The organism is Roseibium album, from assembly GCF_965233825.1.
GTDB classification, from domain to species: domain Bacteria; phylum Pseudomonadota; class Alphaproteobacteria; order Rhizobiales; family Stappiaceae; genus Roseibium; species Roseibium album.
Genome location: NZ_OZ247583.1, coordinates 5,125,747 through 5,142,741, shown reverse-complemented (window position 1 = coordinate 5,142,741; position 16,995 = coordinate 5,125,747). Strand labels below are relative to the sequence as shown.

Sequence of the window (16,995 nt, the reverse complement as noted above, 5' to 3'; positions counted from 1 at the left end):
TCCAAATATGCGTGTGAAACGTTAGAATTTACGTAACGGCTCGAGATTTATCAGGTTTCTGGGAAGGACTGTCGCGGAGTCCCGCTGTCCGTCTGCCGCCTCGGGCGGAGGTGAAACATTCAGGTAAGCGAGCAGGTCACCTGACGTCGCCCGCAGCTGATAAGTGGAAAACGCGTAGACCGCGCGCACCGAAATCAACTCTATCTCACTGTTGAAGAGCGCGTTCTCTGCATTCAAAACATCCAGCAGCGTGCGCTGGCCGATGTCGTATTCCTGACGATAGCCTTCGACAACCTGCCTGTTCGCTGCCAATTGTTCACGCAGGGCCTTGATCCGGCTGGTGGTTGTCGACACGGCAGCAAAGGACCGTTCGATCCCTTCCTTCAACTCCCTGCGAACCCGGTCGACACGAATCTGTGCTTCGGTCAGGCGCTCGCTGTATTCCTGGGTGAGGGCAGTGTCGCGACCGCCATTGTACAGATTCCAGGAAAAAACCAGTTTTCCGGAATACTCATTGTTTCGCCCTTCAATGCCACCGACGTCATCGCCGACTGTCGCTTGACCCTGAAGAGCGACTTCAGGAAGAAAATTTCCCTTGGTGGATTGGTATTCGAACTTTGCAGCATCCGCATCTGCGATCGCCGCGCGGACCGTTGGATGAACCTGTACCGCCGAATCGACCAGTTGGGTAACCGATCGTCCCGGCAGCTTGGCCGGGCTGGCAGGTGCGAGCGAAGCAGGTTTCTTTCCGACGACACGCTCATATTTGGCGATAGTGTCCAGAAGGGATTGCTGTACCTCTGAAACAATAACTTCGGCCGCCGCGACGCGTTCGCGCGCCTGTGCCAGATCGGCGGCGCCGGTTTCACCGCCTTCGAAACGCTGCCGGACATCGGAATAGATCCGGCGATGCTTGTCGACGTTCAGCCGCGCCTTGGCAAGAATTGCCGTGTTTCTCAAGACGTCGATATAGGATTCGACCGCGTCGAGTGCAGTTGCCTCGGATCTCTCCATCACCCGCAAGGCAGCACCGTCGACCCGGGCACTCTGGCGATAGACCTGGTTGACCGAGGTGAAGCCATCGAACAGCAATTGCTGCACGGTCACCGTGAATTCCTTGGAAAATCGCCATTTGTCGTTTTCGTCGGCAGAAAAGGAATTGGGTCGATCCAGTCGTTCCGGGCCAAGCTCTGCAGACAGATCGAGGGTCGGCAGAAACGCTCCTTGCGACCGGCGATATTCGTAATCGCGCGCGCGCCGGTTGGCCGCGGATTCCAGAATGTCCGGATTGGTCGAAACCGCTTCCTGAACGACTTGCCGGAGGTCCGCCGCACTAGATACTTCAACCAAGCAAGCGCTCAAAAGGAGAGCCGATAAGATACGCATAGAACGCGGTGCCACTTTTATGTTTTTTGTTCCGCCGCACATTATTATACCTTCACGCGCATGCCCATGCTTATGTTGTGCTTTGGAGCGGGGAATAGCCTCCGGTGTTGCTATCCCGCAACGAATTCAGTGTAAAGTCCGGATTTTAAGACGAATTTTAAATTTTTGTTTACTATAAGTGAAAGAATTGAAAGCAACCAAAAAGTGTTTTTGAAGTTGAAGTAGCACTTTCCGGGCAGAATCTATTGCTCGATTGCCATTGCCTGACCAATCCGCGGCCCAGATTGAAGAGCGCGATATCCCTCTGAAATGTGCCGCTGGTCAACCATGATCAAAACCCTTCACCGGCCCTGACTTCAACCGCCACATCGAGAAAGCTGCGAATAAGACGCAGTTCGCGTTTGTCGGCCGGTATGGCAATGCAGTCGCGATATTCCTCAGGCATTTCCTCGACCTGAACCGCTGCAAGCCTATCGGACGGGAAAATGCTCTTTTCCAGGAGTAAGCCGATCCCGAGGTCGTGAAGTATTGCCTCTTTCACCATCGGGAATGTGGTTGTTCGCAGGATGCGCGAGAACTGAATTCCGTGTTCCTGCATTTTCTTCCTTGCGATTTTCTGTGTCAGCGAGCCGTCCTCGGGCAGGACCAACGTCTCCGATTGCAGATCACGCAGGGAGACGGCGGACCTTGCCGCAAGCGGGTGATCCGCCTGCATGTGGGCCTTGTAACGGCTGCGCCGCAATTCATGCGTGAAGAGCGCGGGACCATCTTCCGGTTCTGTCATGATCGCAATATCCACTTGCCGCTCGGCCAGAAGCGTCATGGCAGTTGTCCAATTGTAGAGAGTGAAGTCGATCTGAACCTGCGGGTAAAGCTTGCCGTATTCCGCGATGATTGGCATCGCAGGTCTTGGAGCATTTGCAATCAGCCTGATATGACCGTCGGTTAGAGCGCTGTAGTCACTGATTTTTTCGTTGACCAACTGTTCCATGGTCGTCAACCGATCGGATATTGCGAAGAGCTCCTTGCCCGCCCGGGTAAGTTCCAGGCCGCCTCGGCGACGAATAAACAACTGCGTACCCATCAACGCCTCAAGTTTTGCGACGTGCTGTGTGATGGAAGACTGGGTTACACCGAGTGTTCCTGCGGCACGCGAAAAGCTTTTCTCGCGGGCAACATGGGTGAAAGCCTTGATCTGGTAGGGGCTGGGAGACGTGTTCATGACAGTTCCGTGTTAGCTGAGCTGCCAAACCGTAACTGCTATTAGCTGCACTAATATTACGTCACACACAGTTCAATCAACCTCAATAAGGTCTCTCCTGGCAACGGGAGTGATCGATGACCGCGATATCCTTATCGGGAATAGAAAAGAGTTTTGGTGCAACGTCGGTTCTGAACGGGATTGATCTCGACATCACAGATGGCGAATTTCTCACTCTTGTCGGTCCGTCCGGCTGCGGCAAGTCAACCTTGTTGCGCATTCTGGCCGGGTTGGAAGCCCCGACCTCCGGGACTGTTGCGATCGGCGGTATCGCAGTGAATGACATGCGTCCGGCGCGCCGTAACCTGGCGATGGTGTTCCAGTCCTACGCGCTTTATCCGCATCTGAGCGTCGCACAGAACATGATGACGCCGCTGAAACTCCGGGATCTTCCCCTTGCGGGACGTTTGCCTGTGTTGGGGCCGCTCATTGCACGCACCCGATACAGGGCGATCATCGAACAGGTTCGTGATACGGCCCAGATTCTCAAGATCGATCATCTGCTGGACCGAAAACCGGGTCAGCTCTCCGGAGGCCAGCGCCAAAGAGCGGCGCTCGGCCGGGCCATGGTTCGCAAACCCGTCGCGTTTTTGATGGATGAACCGCTTTCCAATCTGGATGCCTCTCTTCGGATCCATATGCGTTCCGAACTTGCCGAACTGCACAGGGCTTTGAAGACGACATTCATCTATGTGACGCACGACCAGGCCGAGGCGTTGACCATGTCCGACCGAATGGCTGTCATGATGGACGGCCAAATTCTTCAACTCGGCGCACCGGACGAGATCTACAATGATCCGAGGGAACTGCGTGTCGCGGAATTTGTTGGCGCACCGAAAATCAATCTTCTGCCCGGGTCAGTCGACAAGGAAGGTCACGCACGCTGTCTCGAGTTGCCTTTGTCGCGTGTCACAACCGATGCCCCTGCCGGGCCGGTAAGAATCGGATTGCGTCCCGAGCATCTGTCGCTTTGTGACAAGGACGTCTCCGAGAGCTTTTCGGGTCAGGTGGTACACAAGGAAAATCTGGGCGCCGACATTTATCTCCATGTCGCCATTATGAACGCGTCGCAGCGTCTTGTTGTCCGGGTCTCACCAGTTGAAGGGCGGACCGTATCATTTGGTCAGACAGTTCATGTCAGCCGGGAGCGCGGACAGGCGATGGTATTCGGCAATGACGGACGGCGTCTGGATCTCAGCAGGTCGCTTGCCGAAGACGTCGCCGAGGTGGCCTGATGCAAGGTACCAAAGCACATTGGTGGTTTGTCGGACCGGCTCTGTTCCTGATGGTGGTCATTCTTTTGATGCCCATCACGATTGCAGGAGCCTTGAGTTTCACAAACTACAGCCTGGGGAATCCGGGAGCAGACTTTGTCGGCCTGGACAATTACGAAAAGATCTTCACGCGATCGACGTATGAGAAGATGTTCGGCGCCACCTTCCGATACGTCTTTGTCGTGGTTCCGCTCTCCGTTGGTCTCGGGCTCGGTGCTGCGCTTCTGATCAACTCGACCAGACGCTTCGGCGATCTCTACAAGACAATCTATTTTCTGCCCGTTATGGCGGCGCTGATCGCCATGGCGATTGTCTGGGAATTCGCCTTCCACCCGACCATCGGCATTGTCAATTCGACGCTCGAGCGCGGGTGCGGTTCATTTCTGGAGACATGGCACTGGTACGCCAAAGGGTGCGAACGCGGTTTCCCGCTCTGGCTGACGGACCGGGACTATGCGATCTGGACCGTTGCCTTTATCGGCATCTGGCAGGGTTTCGGCTTCAACATGGTGCTCTATCTCGCCGGCCTGACATCCGTTCCGCGCGAACTTTACCACGCGGCGGAGATGGACGGCGCAGAGACAGCCTGGGACCGGTTCCGGCTCGTGACATGGCCGATGCTCGGACCGACAACCGTCTTTGTCGTCACGATTTCATTCATCCGATCGTTTCAGGTTTTCGACACCGTTGAAGCCTTCTATCCGCAGGGTGGAGGGCCGTCCAAATCGGTCTACGTCATGATGTTCGCGATCTACGAAAAAGCGATCCAGCAAAACCTGATGGGGATCGGGGCGGCAATCACGGTCGTGTTCCTGGCTTTCGTGATGTTCCTGACGTTGGCACAGCGATGGTTGGTGGAAAAAAGGGTGCACTACACATGAGTGAGACAACTCAAGCGGCAGTCAGTGCGGGTGCCTTGCCTGCATTCCGTTTTTCAGGTGCCGAGACCCTGAAACATATCGTGCTGATCGCGGGAAGCGTAATCGTGCTGCTGCCGTTCTACGTGATGCTCAGCTACAGCTTCAAAAGCCCGGCCGAAATCATGCAGAACACAGGCGGTTTCTTCGGGATGCAGGAGCTGTTCAGAGACGACTATTGCATCAAGCTTGGCAAGGACGCCGTGGATTGCATGGTGACGCCGGTTATTTACAACTACACCACTGCTTTCGAGAAAGCGCCACTCCTGCGGTATCTCTTCAATGGCGTGGTCGTGACAGTGTCCATCTTTCTCATTCAGGTCCTGGTTGCCCTGCCTTGTGCCTATGCCCTTTCGAAACTGCGGTTCTGGGGCAGGGAAGCCATATTCGGCCTTGTTCTCTTCTGTCTGCTCATTCCGGTTCACGCCATTGCGCTGCCGCTATACATCATGCTCGCCAAGGTCGGACTAACGAACACTTATGCCGCGCTGATCATTCCCTGGACGATTTCGGTTTTCGGAATTTTCCTGATGCGGCAGTTCTTCATGACCGTGCCGGACGACCTGATCGACGCTGCGCGCATGGATGGCATGAGCGAGTTTTCGATTATCTGGAACGTGATGCTTCCCACTGCTATTCCGGCGCTGCTGGCGTTTGCAATCTTCTCGGTGGTCGCTCACTGGAATGACTATTTCTGGCCGCGCATTGTCGTCACCGGTGACCGGTCTCTGTTCACGCCGCCACTCGGTCTGCGCGAGTTCAAGGGTGACGCGGATGGCGACAATTTCGGACCGATGATGGCGACGGCGACAATCATTGTCGCACCGCTGATCGTGGCGTTCCTGATCGCACAGCGCCGCTTCATTGAAGGCATCACACTGTCGGGGATGAAATGATCCCAACAATATGCGGGACCGCCATCCGGCGGTCCCATCACCTGAATCCCGTTTCGGGGATCACTTGGGAACGGACGAGTTTGGCGACCAGCCGTTCCCACGGCAACAGATGGAGAGTTCCATGAATAAGACCCTCACCGCAATAGCAATGCTGCTGACGGCCTCGGCTGCGCAGGCGGAAGACACGATAACAATCGAGTTTGCTTATCCGTACAGCCACTTGTTCGACGTGACGTACGAGAAAATCCTTCCCAAGTTCAAGGAGCAGCATCCGAATATCGACGTGAAGATGCGCGCCACCTACGAATCTTATGAAGACGGGACGAACACGATCCTGCGCGAGGCGGTCGCCGGTACCCTTCCTGACGTGACGATGCAGGGTTTGAACCGTCAGGCGATCCTCGTCGAAAAAGGCATCGCCAAACCGCTCGAGCCGTTCATCCTCAAAGAGGAAGACTTCACCAAGGACGGCTATCACGATGCCATGTTGGCACTCGGCACGTTCAACGACGACATCTACGGCCTGCCGTTTTCGGTCTCTCTGCCGGTCGGTTACTACAACATGGACGTGATGGCGAAAGCCGGGATCACGTCCATGGACCAACTCCCGAAAACCTGGGACGAAGTCGTCGAGGTATGCGGCAAGCTGCACGACGCCGGCGTCAGAAACCCGATGTTCTGGGGATGGAACATTACCGGGAACTGGTTCCTGCAGGCACTGATGTGGTCCCAGGACAAGGCAACCATGGAAGGCAATGCGATCCAGATTTCTTCGGCGGAAGGATTGAAGTCCTTCGAGACGATGAAGAACCTGTTTCGCGGTTGCGACATGCAGAACATTGAATGGAAAGCGGCACTTGCATCGTTCTCCGCCGGCGAAATCGGCATGATGTTCTGGTCGACATCCGCGCTTGGGGCGGTTGAGCGCGCCAAGGGTGAATTCGAACTTAAAACAAACGAATTTCCCGGGCTGGAAGCAAGCGGTCCGAAAGGTCTGCCCGCCGGTGGCAATGCGGCCATGCTGGTGTCCACAAGCGAAGATCCGAAAGTTTTGAATGCCGCCTGGAAGTGGCTGAAATTCATCACCTCCGGTGAAGGCGCCGCCGATGTGGCCCGCACCACCGGCTACATGCCGCCGAACAAGGCAGCCAACGAAGTGATCCTGGCGGATTTCTACAAGCAGAACCCGAACAAGGAAACCGCTGTTCGCCAGTTGCCGCTGCTGCGTGACTGGCAGGCCTACCCGGGCGACAACGGGCTGGCGATCACGCAGGTGATCTATGATGGTATCGAAGGTATCGTCACCGGCGAATACGAAGACATGGGCGAATTGCAGCAAGAGCTTTCGGAAGAAGTTGAGGACCTGCTTCCGTCCGGCAGCCAGGCGGATCGCTCCCGAAAAATTCACCACTGCCCGTTTCGACGGGCAGTGGCCCTGTCAGTACAATAATTGGAGGAAGAGGTGAAACTTCTTCAACTCACGGATATCCATCTGACCGCGCCCGGCGAAACGATCGGAGGGCGCGAGCCGAACGACAATTTCAGGAAGGCGCTTGGTCACGCGCTCACGCATCATCCGGATGCCGACGCGCTGGTCATAACTGGTGATCTTTCCGACTGGGGTGATCGTGCAGATTATCTTCGGCTCAAGGAAACGATTTCCGGGTTATCCGTGCCCGTTCACCTATGTATCGGCAACCACGACGAACGCGATGTGTTCGTGTCCGTTTTTCCTGATCTGGTCGACGACAACGGGTTTGTGCAATCCGTCCTGGACCTCCCCGTCGGACAGGCAATTTTCCTGGACACCTGGGGCGCCAATTCCCATGCCGGTTACTATTGCGAAACCCGCAGGAGCTGGCTGGATGAAAGACTGAACGAAACGGCCGGTCCTGTGTTCCTGTTCATGCATCACAATCCGGTGCCAACGGGAATTGCACCGATGGACAAGATCATGTTGCAGGATGCGGAGGAGTTCGGGAACGTCATTGAAAAACATCGTGCCAAGATCCGGCATATCTTCCACGGACACTGTCATCTGCCGCTTTCGGGATCCTTCCATGGTGTTCCCTTCAGTGCACCGCGCGGGACAAACCACGCCGGCTGGCCGGATTTCGCCAATGAAACGAACCTGAGCGCGTCGGATCTCAACGAATGCTATTCCGTCATTCTGGCCAGCGAGACGTCGGTCATGGTGCATCTTGTCGAATATGGCTATCAGGGTGAAGTTCGCCGCGAAGGCTCTCCGGATTATGCCGATTGGAACCGGTTGACGATGGTGCGATAGGCGACGCTTTCACAATTGCGATAAACCAAATCGGCGAACAATCTCATTGGATATTTGGTGCGTCCGGTAACAGGCGCACCGCGCTCGCGGTAACATCGCTCTGCTGTTACTTCCAGTGTCACAGTCTCTTCGAGAAACTGTCACAATGTGCGGCCAATTTGGAGGTAGAAGGTCTCCTTCCTGATATAAGCTGCAGATGCCCGGGTATTTTCCGGGGAGTTTCCACGCCGGAGTGACCCATGACGTTTGCCGACAAGACACTGCCAACCGGCAGTGAACTGACTGTTCTCAAAAATGCACGGATCGTCCTGGTGGACCAGGTCGTAACGGGTCATGTTGCGATTTCCGATGGACGTATCGTTTCCATCGATACCGGCTTGGCACCGCAGGCAGGGCAGGACCTCGACGGAGATTACCTGATCCCCGGGCTTGTCGACATTCATACCGACCATTTCGAGAAGCATGTTTATCCACGTGCCCATGTGCGTTGGGATCCGCTCAGAGCGGCGCTCGCCCATGACGCGCAGATTATCGGCAGTGGTATCACGACGGTTTTCGACAGTCTCTGTGTCGGTGCAACGGTCTCCAGACCGGAGCGTCGTGAAGTTCTCGCACCGATGGTTGATGCTCTGGAAAAAGGGCAGGCTGCCGGCATGTTCCGAGCCGAGCATATGGTCCATCTTCGCTGCGAGATCACGGATGCCGAAACGGCGCGGCTAACGGAAGAAAATATAGGTAAGTCCATTGTTCGCATGATTTCGGTGATGGAACATCTTCCGGGCCGCCGCCAGAGCAAGAATATCGAAGCCTACACGCAACGCAGAATGGCAGATACCGGAGAGTCCCGCGCCGAAGCGGAAAGAACCACGCAGAACCTGTTGAATCATTCAGACGAAATCAGCGAAAAGGTCCGCCCTGCCGTGATTTCACTTGCGCATGCGCACAAGCTGCCTTTGCTCAGTCACGATGATACGGAGCTTCATCACGTCGATGAGGCCTTGTCCGAAGGCATTACGGTTTCCGAGTTTCCTTGCACGCTGGCAGCCGCACGCAAGGCGAAAGCGCATCAGATGTGCGTGGTCGGAGGCGCGCCGAATGTGCTGCGAGGCGGGTCGCAATCCGGAAACGTTGCGGTGAGCGATCTGATGGCGGAAGGCCTGGTTGACATTCTGGCGTCCGACTACGTGCCGAGGTCATTGCTGGACGGTGCCTTCATGATCGCCGCAGACGCGAGTTTCAAGGAAGACCTGCCCGCGGCGATCCGGATGGTGAGCAGGACGCCAGCAGAAGTTTCCGGTCTTGATGACAGGGGCGAAATAGCGGTCGGCAAACGTGCGGACCTCTTGCATGTCGCTCTTCACGACGGGCATCCTTTCGTCAAGATGGCCTGGCTTATGGGGTGTCGGGTTCAGTGAGTGGAATCCGTCGCAGCGTTGAAAGGAATTTCAACTGCCGCAGCCAATCCAGGGCCTGCCCCTGGAAATCATGGAGTAATCGTCTTCAATGAAATTGCTGCCAAGGTCTTGAGCCGGGGCAATGGATCCGGACGAACGAGGTCCTGGATCATATCCGGGACGGCGGCGAGGTAACCGACCGGATTTCTTGAACCCGTTGTTGGTCAATCAGGCCGGAATGATGTGGAGGGCCGGGCCCCCTTCATGTCGGAGCTGCGTGGCCTCGAAAGCCGACGCTTGCCGGAGCCCGGATTGAACGTTTTCATACCCTGCCACTTTCTTTCGCGCCGATGACATGCTGACGTAAAAATCCGGAAAAGCCGTCGATCAGATATACCGTGACGATAATCAGAAAAATGATTGTCCAGGCTTCCGGCCAACGGTAGGCGCTTATGCGGTCTGCAAGCAGGAACCCAATACCTCCGGCACCGACAATGCCCAGGATCGTACCGGAACGGGTGTTGGACTCAAAATTGTAGAGGATGATCGACAGGATCACCGGCAGGGCCTGGGGCAGAATCGCAAAACGGATAGTCTGCAGATTTCCGGCGCCGGACGCTCTCACGCCATCAACGGGCTTTTTCGACGTGTTCTCGATGGCTTCCGAAAACAGTTTCGAGAGTGTTCCCACTTCGGACACGGCAATTGCAAGAATACCGGCGAGTGGACCAAGACCGAAAGCGCGGATGAAAATCAAGGCCAGAATAATCTGTTCAACCGCGCGGAGACTATCGAAGCCGCGTCGGACACCGAGCCGGAACCACGATACCGGCACAATGTTTTTTGCACCCAGATACGCGAGAGGAAATGCAACGATTGCCCCCAGAAATGTGCCCATGAAGGCCATTGCGACCGTTTCACCGAGCCCTTTCAGAATTTCCTGCCATTCGCCCCAGGTCTCCCAGATGTGGGGCGGAAACATGAAGGAAAGGACCCCGCCGAAACGTGTGATCCCGTTCACGATACGTGACGGGGAGAAGTCGAAAGCCCAAAGGCACCAGCATGTCAGCAGCGCGAAGGCAGTCCAGCCACCTGCGTGGATCAGCCTTTTCTTGCGCGGTGATTCAAATGCGCCAGGCACCTGGCGACGCGCCGTGTCGAGATCCCGAGTGACCTTTTCCAACGTTACACTCCCTGGCCTGTGAGGCCGATGATGCGGTGCCTGACTTTTTCGCTGATCGTGTCGATCAGGATCACGGTCACGAATATGATCAGGAAGAGCGCAGAAAGATCGGTGTATTCCTGCAAGGACATCGCGACACGGATTTCCTGTCCAAGCCCTCCTGCGCCGACAAAGCCGATGATGGATGAGGCGCGCACGTTGATTTCGAAACGTAGCAACGTGTAACTGATGATGTTGGGAACGACCTGGGGCACGATCCCGTACCGAACCTGATCAAACCAGGATCCGCCGGACGCCTTGATGCCTTCGACCTGCCGCATGTCGGCGTTTTCATTGGCTTCGGAATAAAGTTTGCCGAGTGCTCCGGTCGCGTGGAGCCCGATTGCGAGGACGCCCGCCAGGGGGCCAACACCAAAGCAGAACACGAATATCAGGGCCCAGACCAGTTCGGGAACCGTTCGCACGATTTCCAGATATCGTCTGGTCGCGTTGAGAACGAAGTCATTTGGAGTCAGGTTGCGGGACGCCGGAAAACTAAGCAAAAAGGCGCCGATTACACCCAGAAACGTTGCCATATAGGCAATCAGGATCGTTTCGATCAAGAGTTCAAGCCAGACCTTCCAGCGCCAGAACCAGTTGGCGATATCCGTTCCGAGCGTTTCCCAGTGCAGCACCGGCAGCGTTTTGTAGAGGTATTCGCCGAGGCGCGGCAAGCCGGCCCAAATCTTCCACATGGACACGCGGGTGCCGTCGGGAAGCGTCACATCGGTCATGTCGAAGAAGCCGCCGATCCAGGACGCTGCAAGGAAGCAGGCTGCGAACAGAATTATAGACAGACGGCTCGTTCGCAGCGCCGATTTTCGTGCGGCCGCGTAGTTGATCTCAAATTGTTCGATGGCCGGAGAAAGTGCCGTCATTGCTGGACCCGTTTTCAACAATGGGCAGATGGCGCCCGAGGCGCCATCTGGCAGGATCAGATCAGCCACCTCGGCGCTGTTTCTTCAGCCAGTCGCGCATATCGACGATCCACTGGTACCGGTCGTGATCTACCTCGATCCAGCCGTCCTGAGTGGAATCCTTGCCGCCGGTCATTTCGATGAAGGCGAGCGTATCGTTTTCCGGTATGTCCATGACCGTCTTGCGCATGTCCGCGATCATGTCTTCCGGCAGGTTGGCACGGGCAGCAAGCGGGCCGGAGGTTATTTCCGGGGACTTCCAGATGGTGCAAATCGAACCCTCATCGATCATGCCCTTGGTGACCATGCGTTGCGGAATGCCGTTGGTTTCATTGGTGATGTAGGTGGCCGCCGCGTCATACTGTTTGTTGTAGACCCCCAGGACACCGGTTTCGTGCGCTCCGGAAAACGGTGTTGCACCGAAATAGGTTTTCGGATCGTAGCCCTGTTTGCTCAAGTTGAAATAGGGGACAGCATAGCCGGATGTGGAATCAGGGTCTGCGAATGCGAGTGTCTTGCCCTTCAAGTCCTCCAGCGAGCTCAGGCCGCTGTCACAGCGTACGGCGATAACGGAAAAGTAGCCTGTCGAACCGTCTTTCTGCAGACGCGAGACAAGCGGAACAACACCACCGTTGGTCTCCGTGTATGCAGCCGCGTAGGACGATGAGCCAAAAAACGCGAACTCGATCTGGTCTGCAGCGATGGCCTGGATGACACCGTCATAGGATCCGGCGGTGAAGATCTCGACTTCGACGCCAAGCTGGTTTTCAAGATATTTTTCAAACGGCGTATAGCGGGCGATCCGATCCTTTTCGTTTTCACCGGACAGGATGCCGAACTTGATGGTCTTGTACTGATCCTTCCAGCCTTCGGAGAGGGCCGGGGAGGCCGCGAGAATGGTCGTCCAAACTGCTGCTGCGAAAATAGCCTTCATCATAGTACTCCATGCTTGCCGTATGGAACGGCTGGTACACGCGGCCGCAGCCGCTCGATTGACGCAAACGTGCTTCGGTTCGCTCAGGTGTCAGGTCCCGACCGCCTGCCTTCGTGGTCGGCAGGAACCTGTTTGAAGGGAGGTGGAAGTCACCGCCTCATTGATCTCGTCGCTCAGATCATCCGTTCCGTAGATTGCGCGCACCTTTTCCGTCGTCAGGGCCCGGGGCGCGCCATCGAAATGAACCCTGCCATCCTTCATGGCGACGATGCGGTCGCAGTAACTTCGTGCCGTGTCGAGTGTGTGCAGGTTGACCAGAACGGTCAGGCCATCCGTACGGTTGATAGACCTGAGTGCTTCCATCACCCGAACGGCATTTGCCGGGTCAAGAGATGCTATTGGCTCGTCTGCGAGCATGATGCTGGGGTTCTGGACCAAGGCCTTGGCAATTGCGACGCGCTGTTGTTGTCCGCCGGACAAAGTGCCCGCCCGCTGCAATGCCTGTGGAACCAGATCAAGCCGATCGAGCGCCTGGATCGCCCGAACACGATCCTGGTCTGTAAACGAGCGAAGCATGGATCTTGCGAAACCGGTATGAGCTATCCTGCCAACCATGACATTGGTCAGAACGTCCATCCGGTCGATCAGATTGAATTGTTGAAAGATCATGGCGCAGGAAGCACGCCAAAGGCGCAAGTCGTGGCCTTTGAGGGCGGTAACATCCTGTCCCTCGTTGTCGATCGATCCTCTTGTCGGATCTGTCAGACGGTTGATCATGCGGAGCAAAGTGGACTTGCCGGCTCCCGACCGGCCGATGACGCCGACCATCTGACCCTTCGGGATCGCTAGTGAAACGCCATCAACGGCGGTCAGATCACCAAAAACTTTAGATAACTGCTCGACAACCAGCATATGGACCTCCACGAAACCGGGAGGCAACTAGCAATATTTTTCCAAATTCAGATGTCTATACGATTATACTTTTGTGATTTTTTGTGACATCGATATCAAATTTATTTGCCATGAAAGAAACAAAGCAAAGTAATAAAAGGACAATATTGCGCAACAGCTGAACTAATGAGATTTCTTGCGTGTTATCGTCCCGAATAAATTCGTAAAAACTACATATTTGTTTCACATCCAGTGGCGTTGCGGTGGTTAGACTCCAACAGCTTGACCGAAATTCTGTCGGTCTGTTGGGGAGTTCCTAAAATGCGTTTCCTTAGATCCGCTGCGCTTGCGGCAGCTGCACTTGTGATTACCGTTTCATCTTCATTTGCCGACACGTTCAGGCTTGCCGTCACCGACGTGGAGGGGCTGGAGCGGCTTCAGCTTGAATGGGGTCCGTTCAAAGAGGCTCTTGATAAGGCAACTGATCACACCTTCGAGTTTTTTCCGGTCACCAGCCGTACGGCCGCCGCGGAAGCGTTGCGGGCGCAGCAGGTGGATTTTGTCGTTACCGGTCCGGCAGAATACATCGTCATCAACAAGCTGACGGATGCAGCACCGCTTATCGGTCTTGGTCGTCCGGACTATTTCTGCGCAATCGTCGTGCGTGCCGACAGCGGCATTACCCGTCCAGCAGACCTTAAGGGAAAAAAGGTTGTTTTCGGCGATATCGGTTCGACGTCGAACATGCTTTGCCCGATGCAGCTGATGGCGGATTACGGCATCGATCCGGTCAAGGATGTCGAAAGGCTCCACACGTCCCGCAACATTGCGCATGAAGCGCTGAAAAAAGGTGAAATCGCGGGCATGGGCACGAACCACAATTCCTGGATCCGCGTGCGCAACAAGGATGAAAGCATACCCAACGGCTTTTTCCGGATCATCGCGCGTTCCGGTGATCTGCCGAACGACATGCTTATGGTGGGCTCGCATGTTGATCCGGCGACCGTTGATGGCGTGCGGGAAGCAATCCTCGACAACAAGGATACCATTATCAAGGCGATCCTTCAGCATGAGGAGAACGACAAGTATTCCGGAATGGATCTCGTAGCGATCAAAGACGGTGCCTATGACATCGTCCGGTCGATGTACACCACTGCGGGTTTCCCGCAATACGACAGATTCATCGGCGAATAATGGCGCAAGCTCAGGTTCAGGTCTCCGGCGTGGAAGCGCCGGTGACGATATCCCGCACCTCCGCGGCGGAAAGTGTTCGAGAGCTTTCTGTCTCGGGTCTCGTCAAATCATTCGGCAAGGACAAGGGCATTCTTCACGGTATTTCTTTCTCGGTGCATCGTCGGGAATCCGTCGCTCTTATCGGATCCAACGGTGCTGGAAAGTCGACCGCTCTACGATGTGCACTTCGGCTGATCGAGCCTGACGACGGGTCGGTACACCTTTTTGATGATGAGATCACGTCAATGCAGCCTAGCCGTCTTCGCAAAGTGCGTGCGGATGTCGGGTTTGTCTTTCAAAAACACAACCTTGTCCCGCGTATTTCAGCGCTGTCAAACGTGCTTCACGGCAATCTCGGTCGTGTTGGCGGTATGCGGGGCTGGTCGCAGTTGTTTGCAAGCACAGCGCTGCGCGAACGGGCCATGAGTTGTCTGGACCGTGTCGGTCTGGCTGACCAGGCGATGAAACGGGCCGACCAGCTGTCGGGCGGCCAATCCCAACGCGTTGCCATCGCGCGGGCCCTGATGCAGGAGCCCCGGATGATTGTTGCCGACGAGCCGGTGGCGAGCCTTGATCCGATTGCCGGACAAGAGGTGATGGAGCTCTTTCATCAGCTGACACAGGAAAAAGGGATCACGTTGCTGTTCACGTCCCACAATGTTGAACAGGCGTTGGCTTACTCGGACCGGGTGATTGCGATCAGGCGGGGAACCATTGTTCTGGATGCGGCGAGCAACACACTCTCCCTGTCGGATTTGAGCAAGCATTATGGCTGATACCGGACGCCCCCGCGGCGAGGAACTTCCAGGACGGTTCAAGCGCCCCGGCGTCTTCCAGTTCTGTGCCTACGTGTTGCTCGTGGGTTTCGTCTTCTTGTCCTTTCAGGGAGCAGGGTGGTCATTTTCCGCGATATTGTCCGGTGGCCCTGCCATGGCCGATTTCCTGTCGCGCGCCTGGCCACCATCGATGGAGCGGCTCCCTCAACTTTCCGCGGCTTTGCTCGAAACCTTCCAGATGGCGCTTGCCGGTACGATTATCGGCGTTGTTGTCAGCCTGCCACTCGCGGTCCTGGCTGCAAAGGGCCTGTCGCGGCACACACCTATCTCCAGAATTTTCTATTCGTCTTCGCGGCTGCTGATCGCTTTCTTTCGGACGGTCCCGGACCTGGTCTGGGCGCTGGTCTTCGTGATTACGGTAGGCTTGGGACCCTTTGCCGGTACCCTGGCGATTGCGGTCGACACCGTCGGGTTCTGCGGTCGTTTTTTTGCCGAGTCCATGGAGGACGTCGAGAAGGGACCCAGCGAGGCCCTGACTGCGGCCGGGGCCAGCAAACTCGATACGATCTTTTGTGCGGTGGTACCGGCTGCCATGCCGTCCTTCATAACAACGTCTCTGTTTGCCCTGGAAAAGGCGACCCGTTCGTCGGTGGTGCTGGGACTGGTCGGTGCTGGTGGAATCGGCATTGAACTGAAGGTCGCCATGGATTTCTTTGATTACCAGCTCGCGATGACCATTATCCTGATGATCTTCGTTCTGGTTCTCTGTGTTGAACGTTTGGGTAGCATCGCCCGCAACAGGATTCTTGAAGGAACACCCCGATGAGCAATGTTTTTCCTACAGAAAAGACTGATACCGCACACCTGGCATGGGAAAAGCGCTGGCAAACCGAGGAAGGGCGTGCGGACTGGTTACGAGCGAACGAGGGCGTTTCCACGCTCATCGGCAAGTTTCAGCAAGCCGAGCGGACGAGAGCGCTGGATATTGGATGCGGCGTAGGTCGCCACGCGCTGGCCTTCGCCCGTGCCGGCTTTGAAACCCATGCAATTGATCTTTCCGAAGCGGGTTTGGCACAACTGCAGGAAAGCGCAAATGCCGGCGGTTTGAATATTGCCACGCATCTTGCTCCGATGACCGAATTGCCCTTTGAAAGTGGGACATTCGACTACGTTCTTTCCTTCAATGTGATTTATCACGGAGATCCGACGGTGGTCCAAAAGGCGATCTCGGAAATAGCACGGGTGCTGAAACCGGGTGGAATTTATCAGGGCACGATGCTCTCCAAGCGAAATTCCAATTTCGGGATCGGGAGGGAAATCGCCCCTGACACATGGGTCAAGGATGGCGAGGACGACAAGAACCACCCGCATTTTTATTGTTGTGCCGCGGAGCTGGTCGACCTCTTCGACGATTTCGAACTCAGCTATCTTGAAGACAAGGAACACCGCAAACCCGGGTCTTGGCACTGGCACATGATTGCCGAAGCGAAGCAGTAATCAGAAATGGGGTGGCAGTCAGCCGAACCGGTCCGCACGCGTCTGGATTACCGGCAAATTCACACCGATGGGCATTGGTGCCTGAGCTCCCGGACAAGCGATCTTCGGGG

16 protein-coding genes are annotated in these 16,995 nt (G+C 55.9%); 10 read left to right on the top strand and 6 right to left on the bottom strand.

Going from position 1 to position 16,995, the window contains the following annotated elements; translation table 11 throughout:
- Positions 1-21: 21 nt before the first annotated feature.
- Both ACO6TI_RS23615 and ACO6TI_RS23610 read right to left on the bottom strand, forming a co-directional pair.
- Positions 22-1,350 (bottom strand): TolC family outer membrane protein, encoded by a 1,329-nt coding sequence (locus ACO6TI_RS23615; RefSeq protein ID WP_208992698.1) that lies wholly within the window; start codon positions 1,348-1,350, stop codon positions 22-24.
- Positions 1,351-1,717: 367 nt separating this feature from the next.
- On the bottom strand, positions 1,718-2,608 hold the full coding sequence (locus ACO6TI_RS23610; RefSeq protein ID WP_104701970.1) for a LysR family transcriptional regulator: 891 nt from the start codon (positions 2,606-2,608) through the stop codon (positions 1,718-1,720).
- A gap of 116 nt (positions 2,609-2,724) precedes the next feature.
- On the opposite strand from ACO6TI_RS23610, the gene ACO6TI_RS23605 reads away from it, so the two are divergent.
- From ACO6TI_RS23605 to ACO6TI_RS23580, 6 genes are all read left to right on the top strand, one after another.
- The gene (locus ACO6TI_RS23605; protein ID WP_350184888.1) at positions 2,725-3,882 is read left to right on the top strand and encodes an ABC transporter ATP-binding protein; all 1,158 of its coding nucleotides are present in this window, start codon (positions 2,725-2,727) and stop codon (positions 3,880-3,882) included.
- A complete protein-coding gene (locus tag ACO6TI_RS23600) occupies positions 3,882-4,802 on the top strand; it encodes a carbohydrate ABC transporter permease (RefSeq protein ID WP_104701968.1) in 921 nt (306 codons plus the stop codon). The genes ACO6TI_RS23605 and ACO6TI_RS23600 overlap by 1 nt, the downstream gene beginning before the upstream one ends.
- The gene (locus ACO6TI_RS23595) at positions 4,799-5,734 is read left to right on the top strand and encodes an ABC transporter permease subunit (RefSeq protein WP_104701967.1); all 936 of its coding nucleotides are present in this window, start codon (positions 4,799-4,801) and stop codon (positions 5,732-5,734) included. The genes ACO6TI_RS23600 and ACO6TI_RS23595 overlap by 4 nt, the downstream gene beginning before the upstream one ends.
- A gap of 121 nt (positions 5,735-5,855) precedes the next feature.
- The gene (locus ACO6TI_RS23590) at positions 5,856-7,184 is read left to right on the top strand and encodes an extracellular solute-binding protein (RefSeq protein ID WP_422383481.1); all 1,329 of its coding nucleotides are present in this window, start codon (positions 5,856-5,858) and stop codon (positions 7,182-7,184) included.
- 12 nt (positions 7,185-7,196) lie between these two features.
- Complete coding sequence (locus ACO6TI_RS23585; protein WP_108874092.1) at positions 7,197-8,021, top strand: phosphodiesterase; 825 nt, start codon at positions 7,197-7,199, stop codon at positions 8,019-8,021.
- Between the two features lie 239 nt (positions 8,022-8,260).
- Positions 8,261-9,436, top strand: coding sequence for an alpha-D-ribose 1-methylphosphonate 5-triphosphate diphosphatase (locus ACO6TI_RS23580; protein ID WP_422383480.1), 1,176 nt, complete (start codon positions 8,261-8,263; stop codon positions 9,434-9,436).
- Positions 9,437-9,737: 301 nt separating this feature from the next.
- Here ACO6TI_RS23580 and phnE (ACO6TI_RS23575) read toward each other — a convergent pair whose 3' ends face one another.
- The 4 genes from phnE (ACO6TI_RS23575) to phnC (ACO6TI_RS23560) all read right to left on the bottom strand — a co-directional run bounded on the left by phnE (ACO6TI_RS23575) (position 9,738) and on the right by phnC (ACO6TI_RS23560) (position 13,400).
- Positions 9,738-10,598: a phosphonate ABC transporter, permease protein PhnE gene (gene phnE / locus ACO6TI_RS23575; RefSeq protein WP_422383479.1), complete on the bottom strand. Its 861-nt coding sequence runs from the start codon at positions 10,596-10,598 to the stop codon at positions 9,738-9,740.
- Positions 10,599-10,600: 2 nt separating this feature from the next.
- The gene (gene phnE, locus ACO6TI_RS23570; protein ID WP_422383478.1) at positions 10,601-11,515 is read right to left on the bottom strand and encodes a phosphonate ABC transporter, permease protein PhnE; all 915 of its coding nucleotides are present in this window, start codon (positions 11,513-11,515) and stop codon (positions 10,601-10,603) included.
- A 61-nt stretch (positions 11,516-11,576) separates the two neighbouring features.
- The gene (phnD, locus tag ACO6TI_RS23565) at positions 11,577-12,488 is read right to left on the bottom strand and encodes a phosphonate ABC transporter substrate-binding protein (RefSeq protein ID WP_029061643.1); all 912 of its coding nucleotides are present in this window, start codon (positions 12,486-12,488) and stop codon (positions 11,577-11,579) included.
- Positions 12,489-12,578: 90 nt separating this feature from the next.
- On the bottom strand, positions 12,579-13,400 hold the full coding sequence (gene phnC / locus ACO6TI_RS23560) for a phosphonate ABC transporter ATP-binding protein (protein WP_282046196.1): 822 nt from the start codon (positions 13,398-13,400) through the stop codon (positions 12,579-12,581).
- Between the two features lie 300 nt (positions 13,401-13,700).
- Here phnC (ACO6TI_RS23560) and ACO6TI_RS23555 point away from each other — a divergent pair, with 300 nt between their 5' ends.
- From ACO6TI_RS23555 to ACO6TI_RS23540, 4 genes are read left to right on the top strand one after another with little or no spacing between them, the layout of a single operon-like run.
- Positions 13,701-14,573, top strand: coding sequence for a phosphate/phosphite/phosphonate ABC transporter substrate-binding protein (locus tag ACO6TI_RS23555; protein WP_104701964.1), 873 nt, complete (start codon positions 13,701-13,703; stop codon positions 14,571-14,573).
- The gene (gene phnC, locus ACO6TI_RS23550; protein WP_409858448.1) at positions 14,573-15,388 is read left to right on the top strand and encodes a phosphonate ABC transporter ATP-binding protein; all 816 of its coding nucleotides are present in this window, start codon (positions 14,573-14,575) and stop codon (positions 15,386-15,388) included. Before ACO6TI_RS23555 ends, phnC (ACO6TI_RS23550) begins: the two co-directional genes overlap by 1 nt.
- Entirely contained in the window at positions 15,381-16,214 is an 834-nt protein-coding gene (gene phnE, locus ACO6TI_RS23545) for a phosphonate ABC transporter, permease protein PhnE (RefSeq protein ID WP_104701962.1), read from the top strand. The genes phnC (ACO6TI_RS23550) and phnE (ACO6TI_RS23545) overlap by 8 nt, the downstream gene beginning before the upstream one ends.
- Positions 16,211-16,885: a class I SAM-dependent methyltransferase gene (locus ACO6TI_RS23540; protein ID WP_055116098.1), complete on the top strand. Its 675-nt coding sequence runs from the start codon at positions 16,211-16,213 to the stop codon at positions 16,883-16,885. The genes phnE (ACO6TI_RS23545) and ACO6TI_RS23540 overlap by 4 nt, the downstream gene beginning before the upstream one ends.
- Positions 16,886-16,995 lie beyond the last annotated feature (110 nt).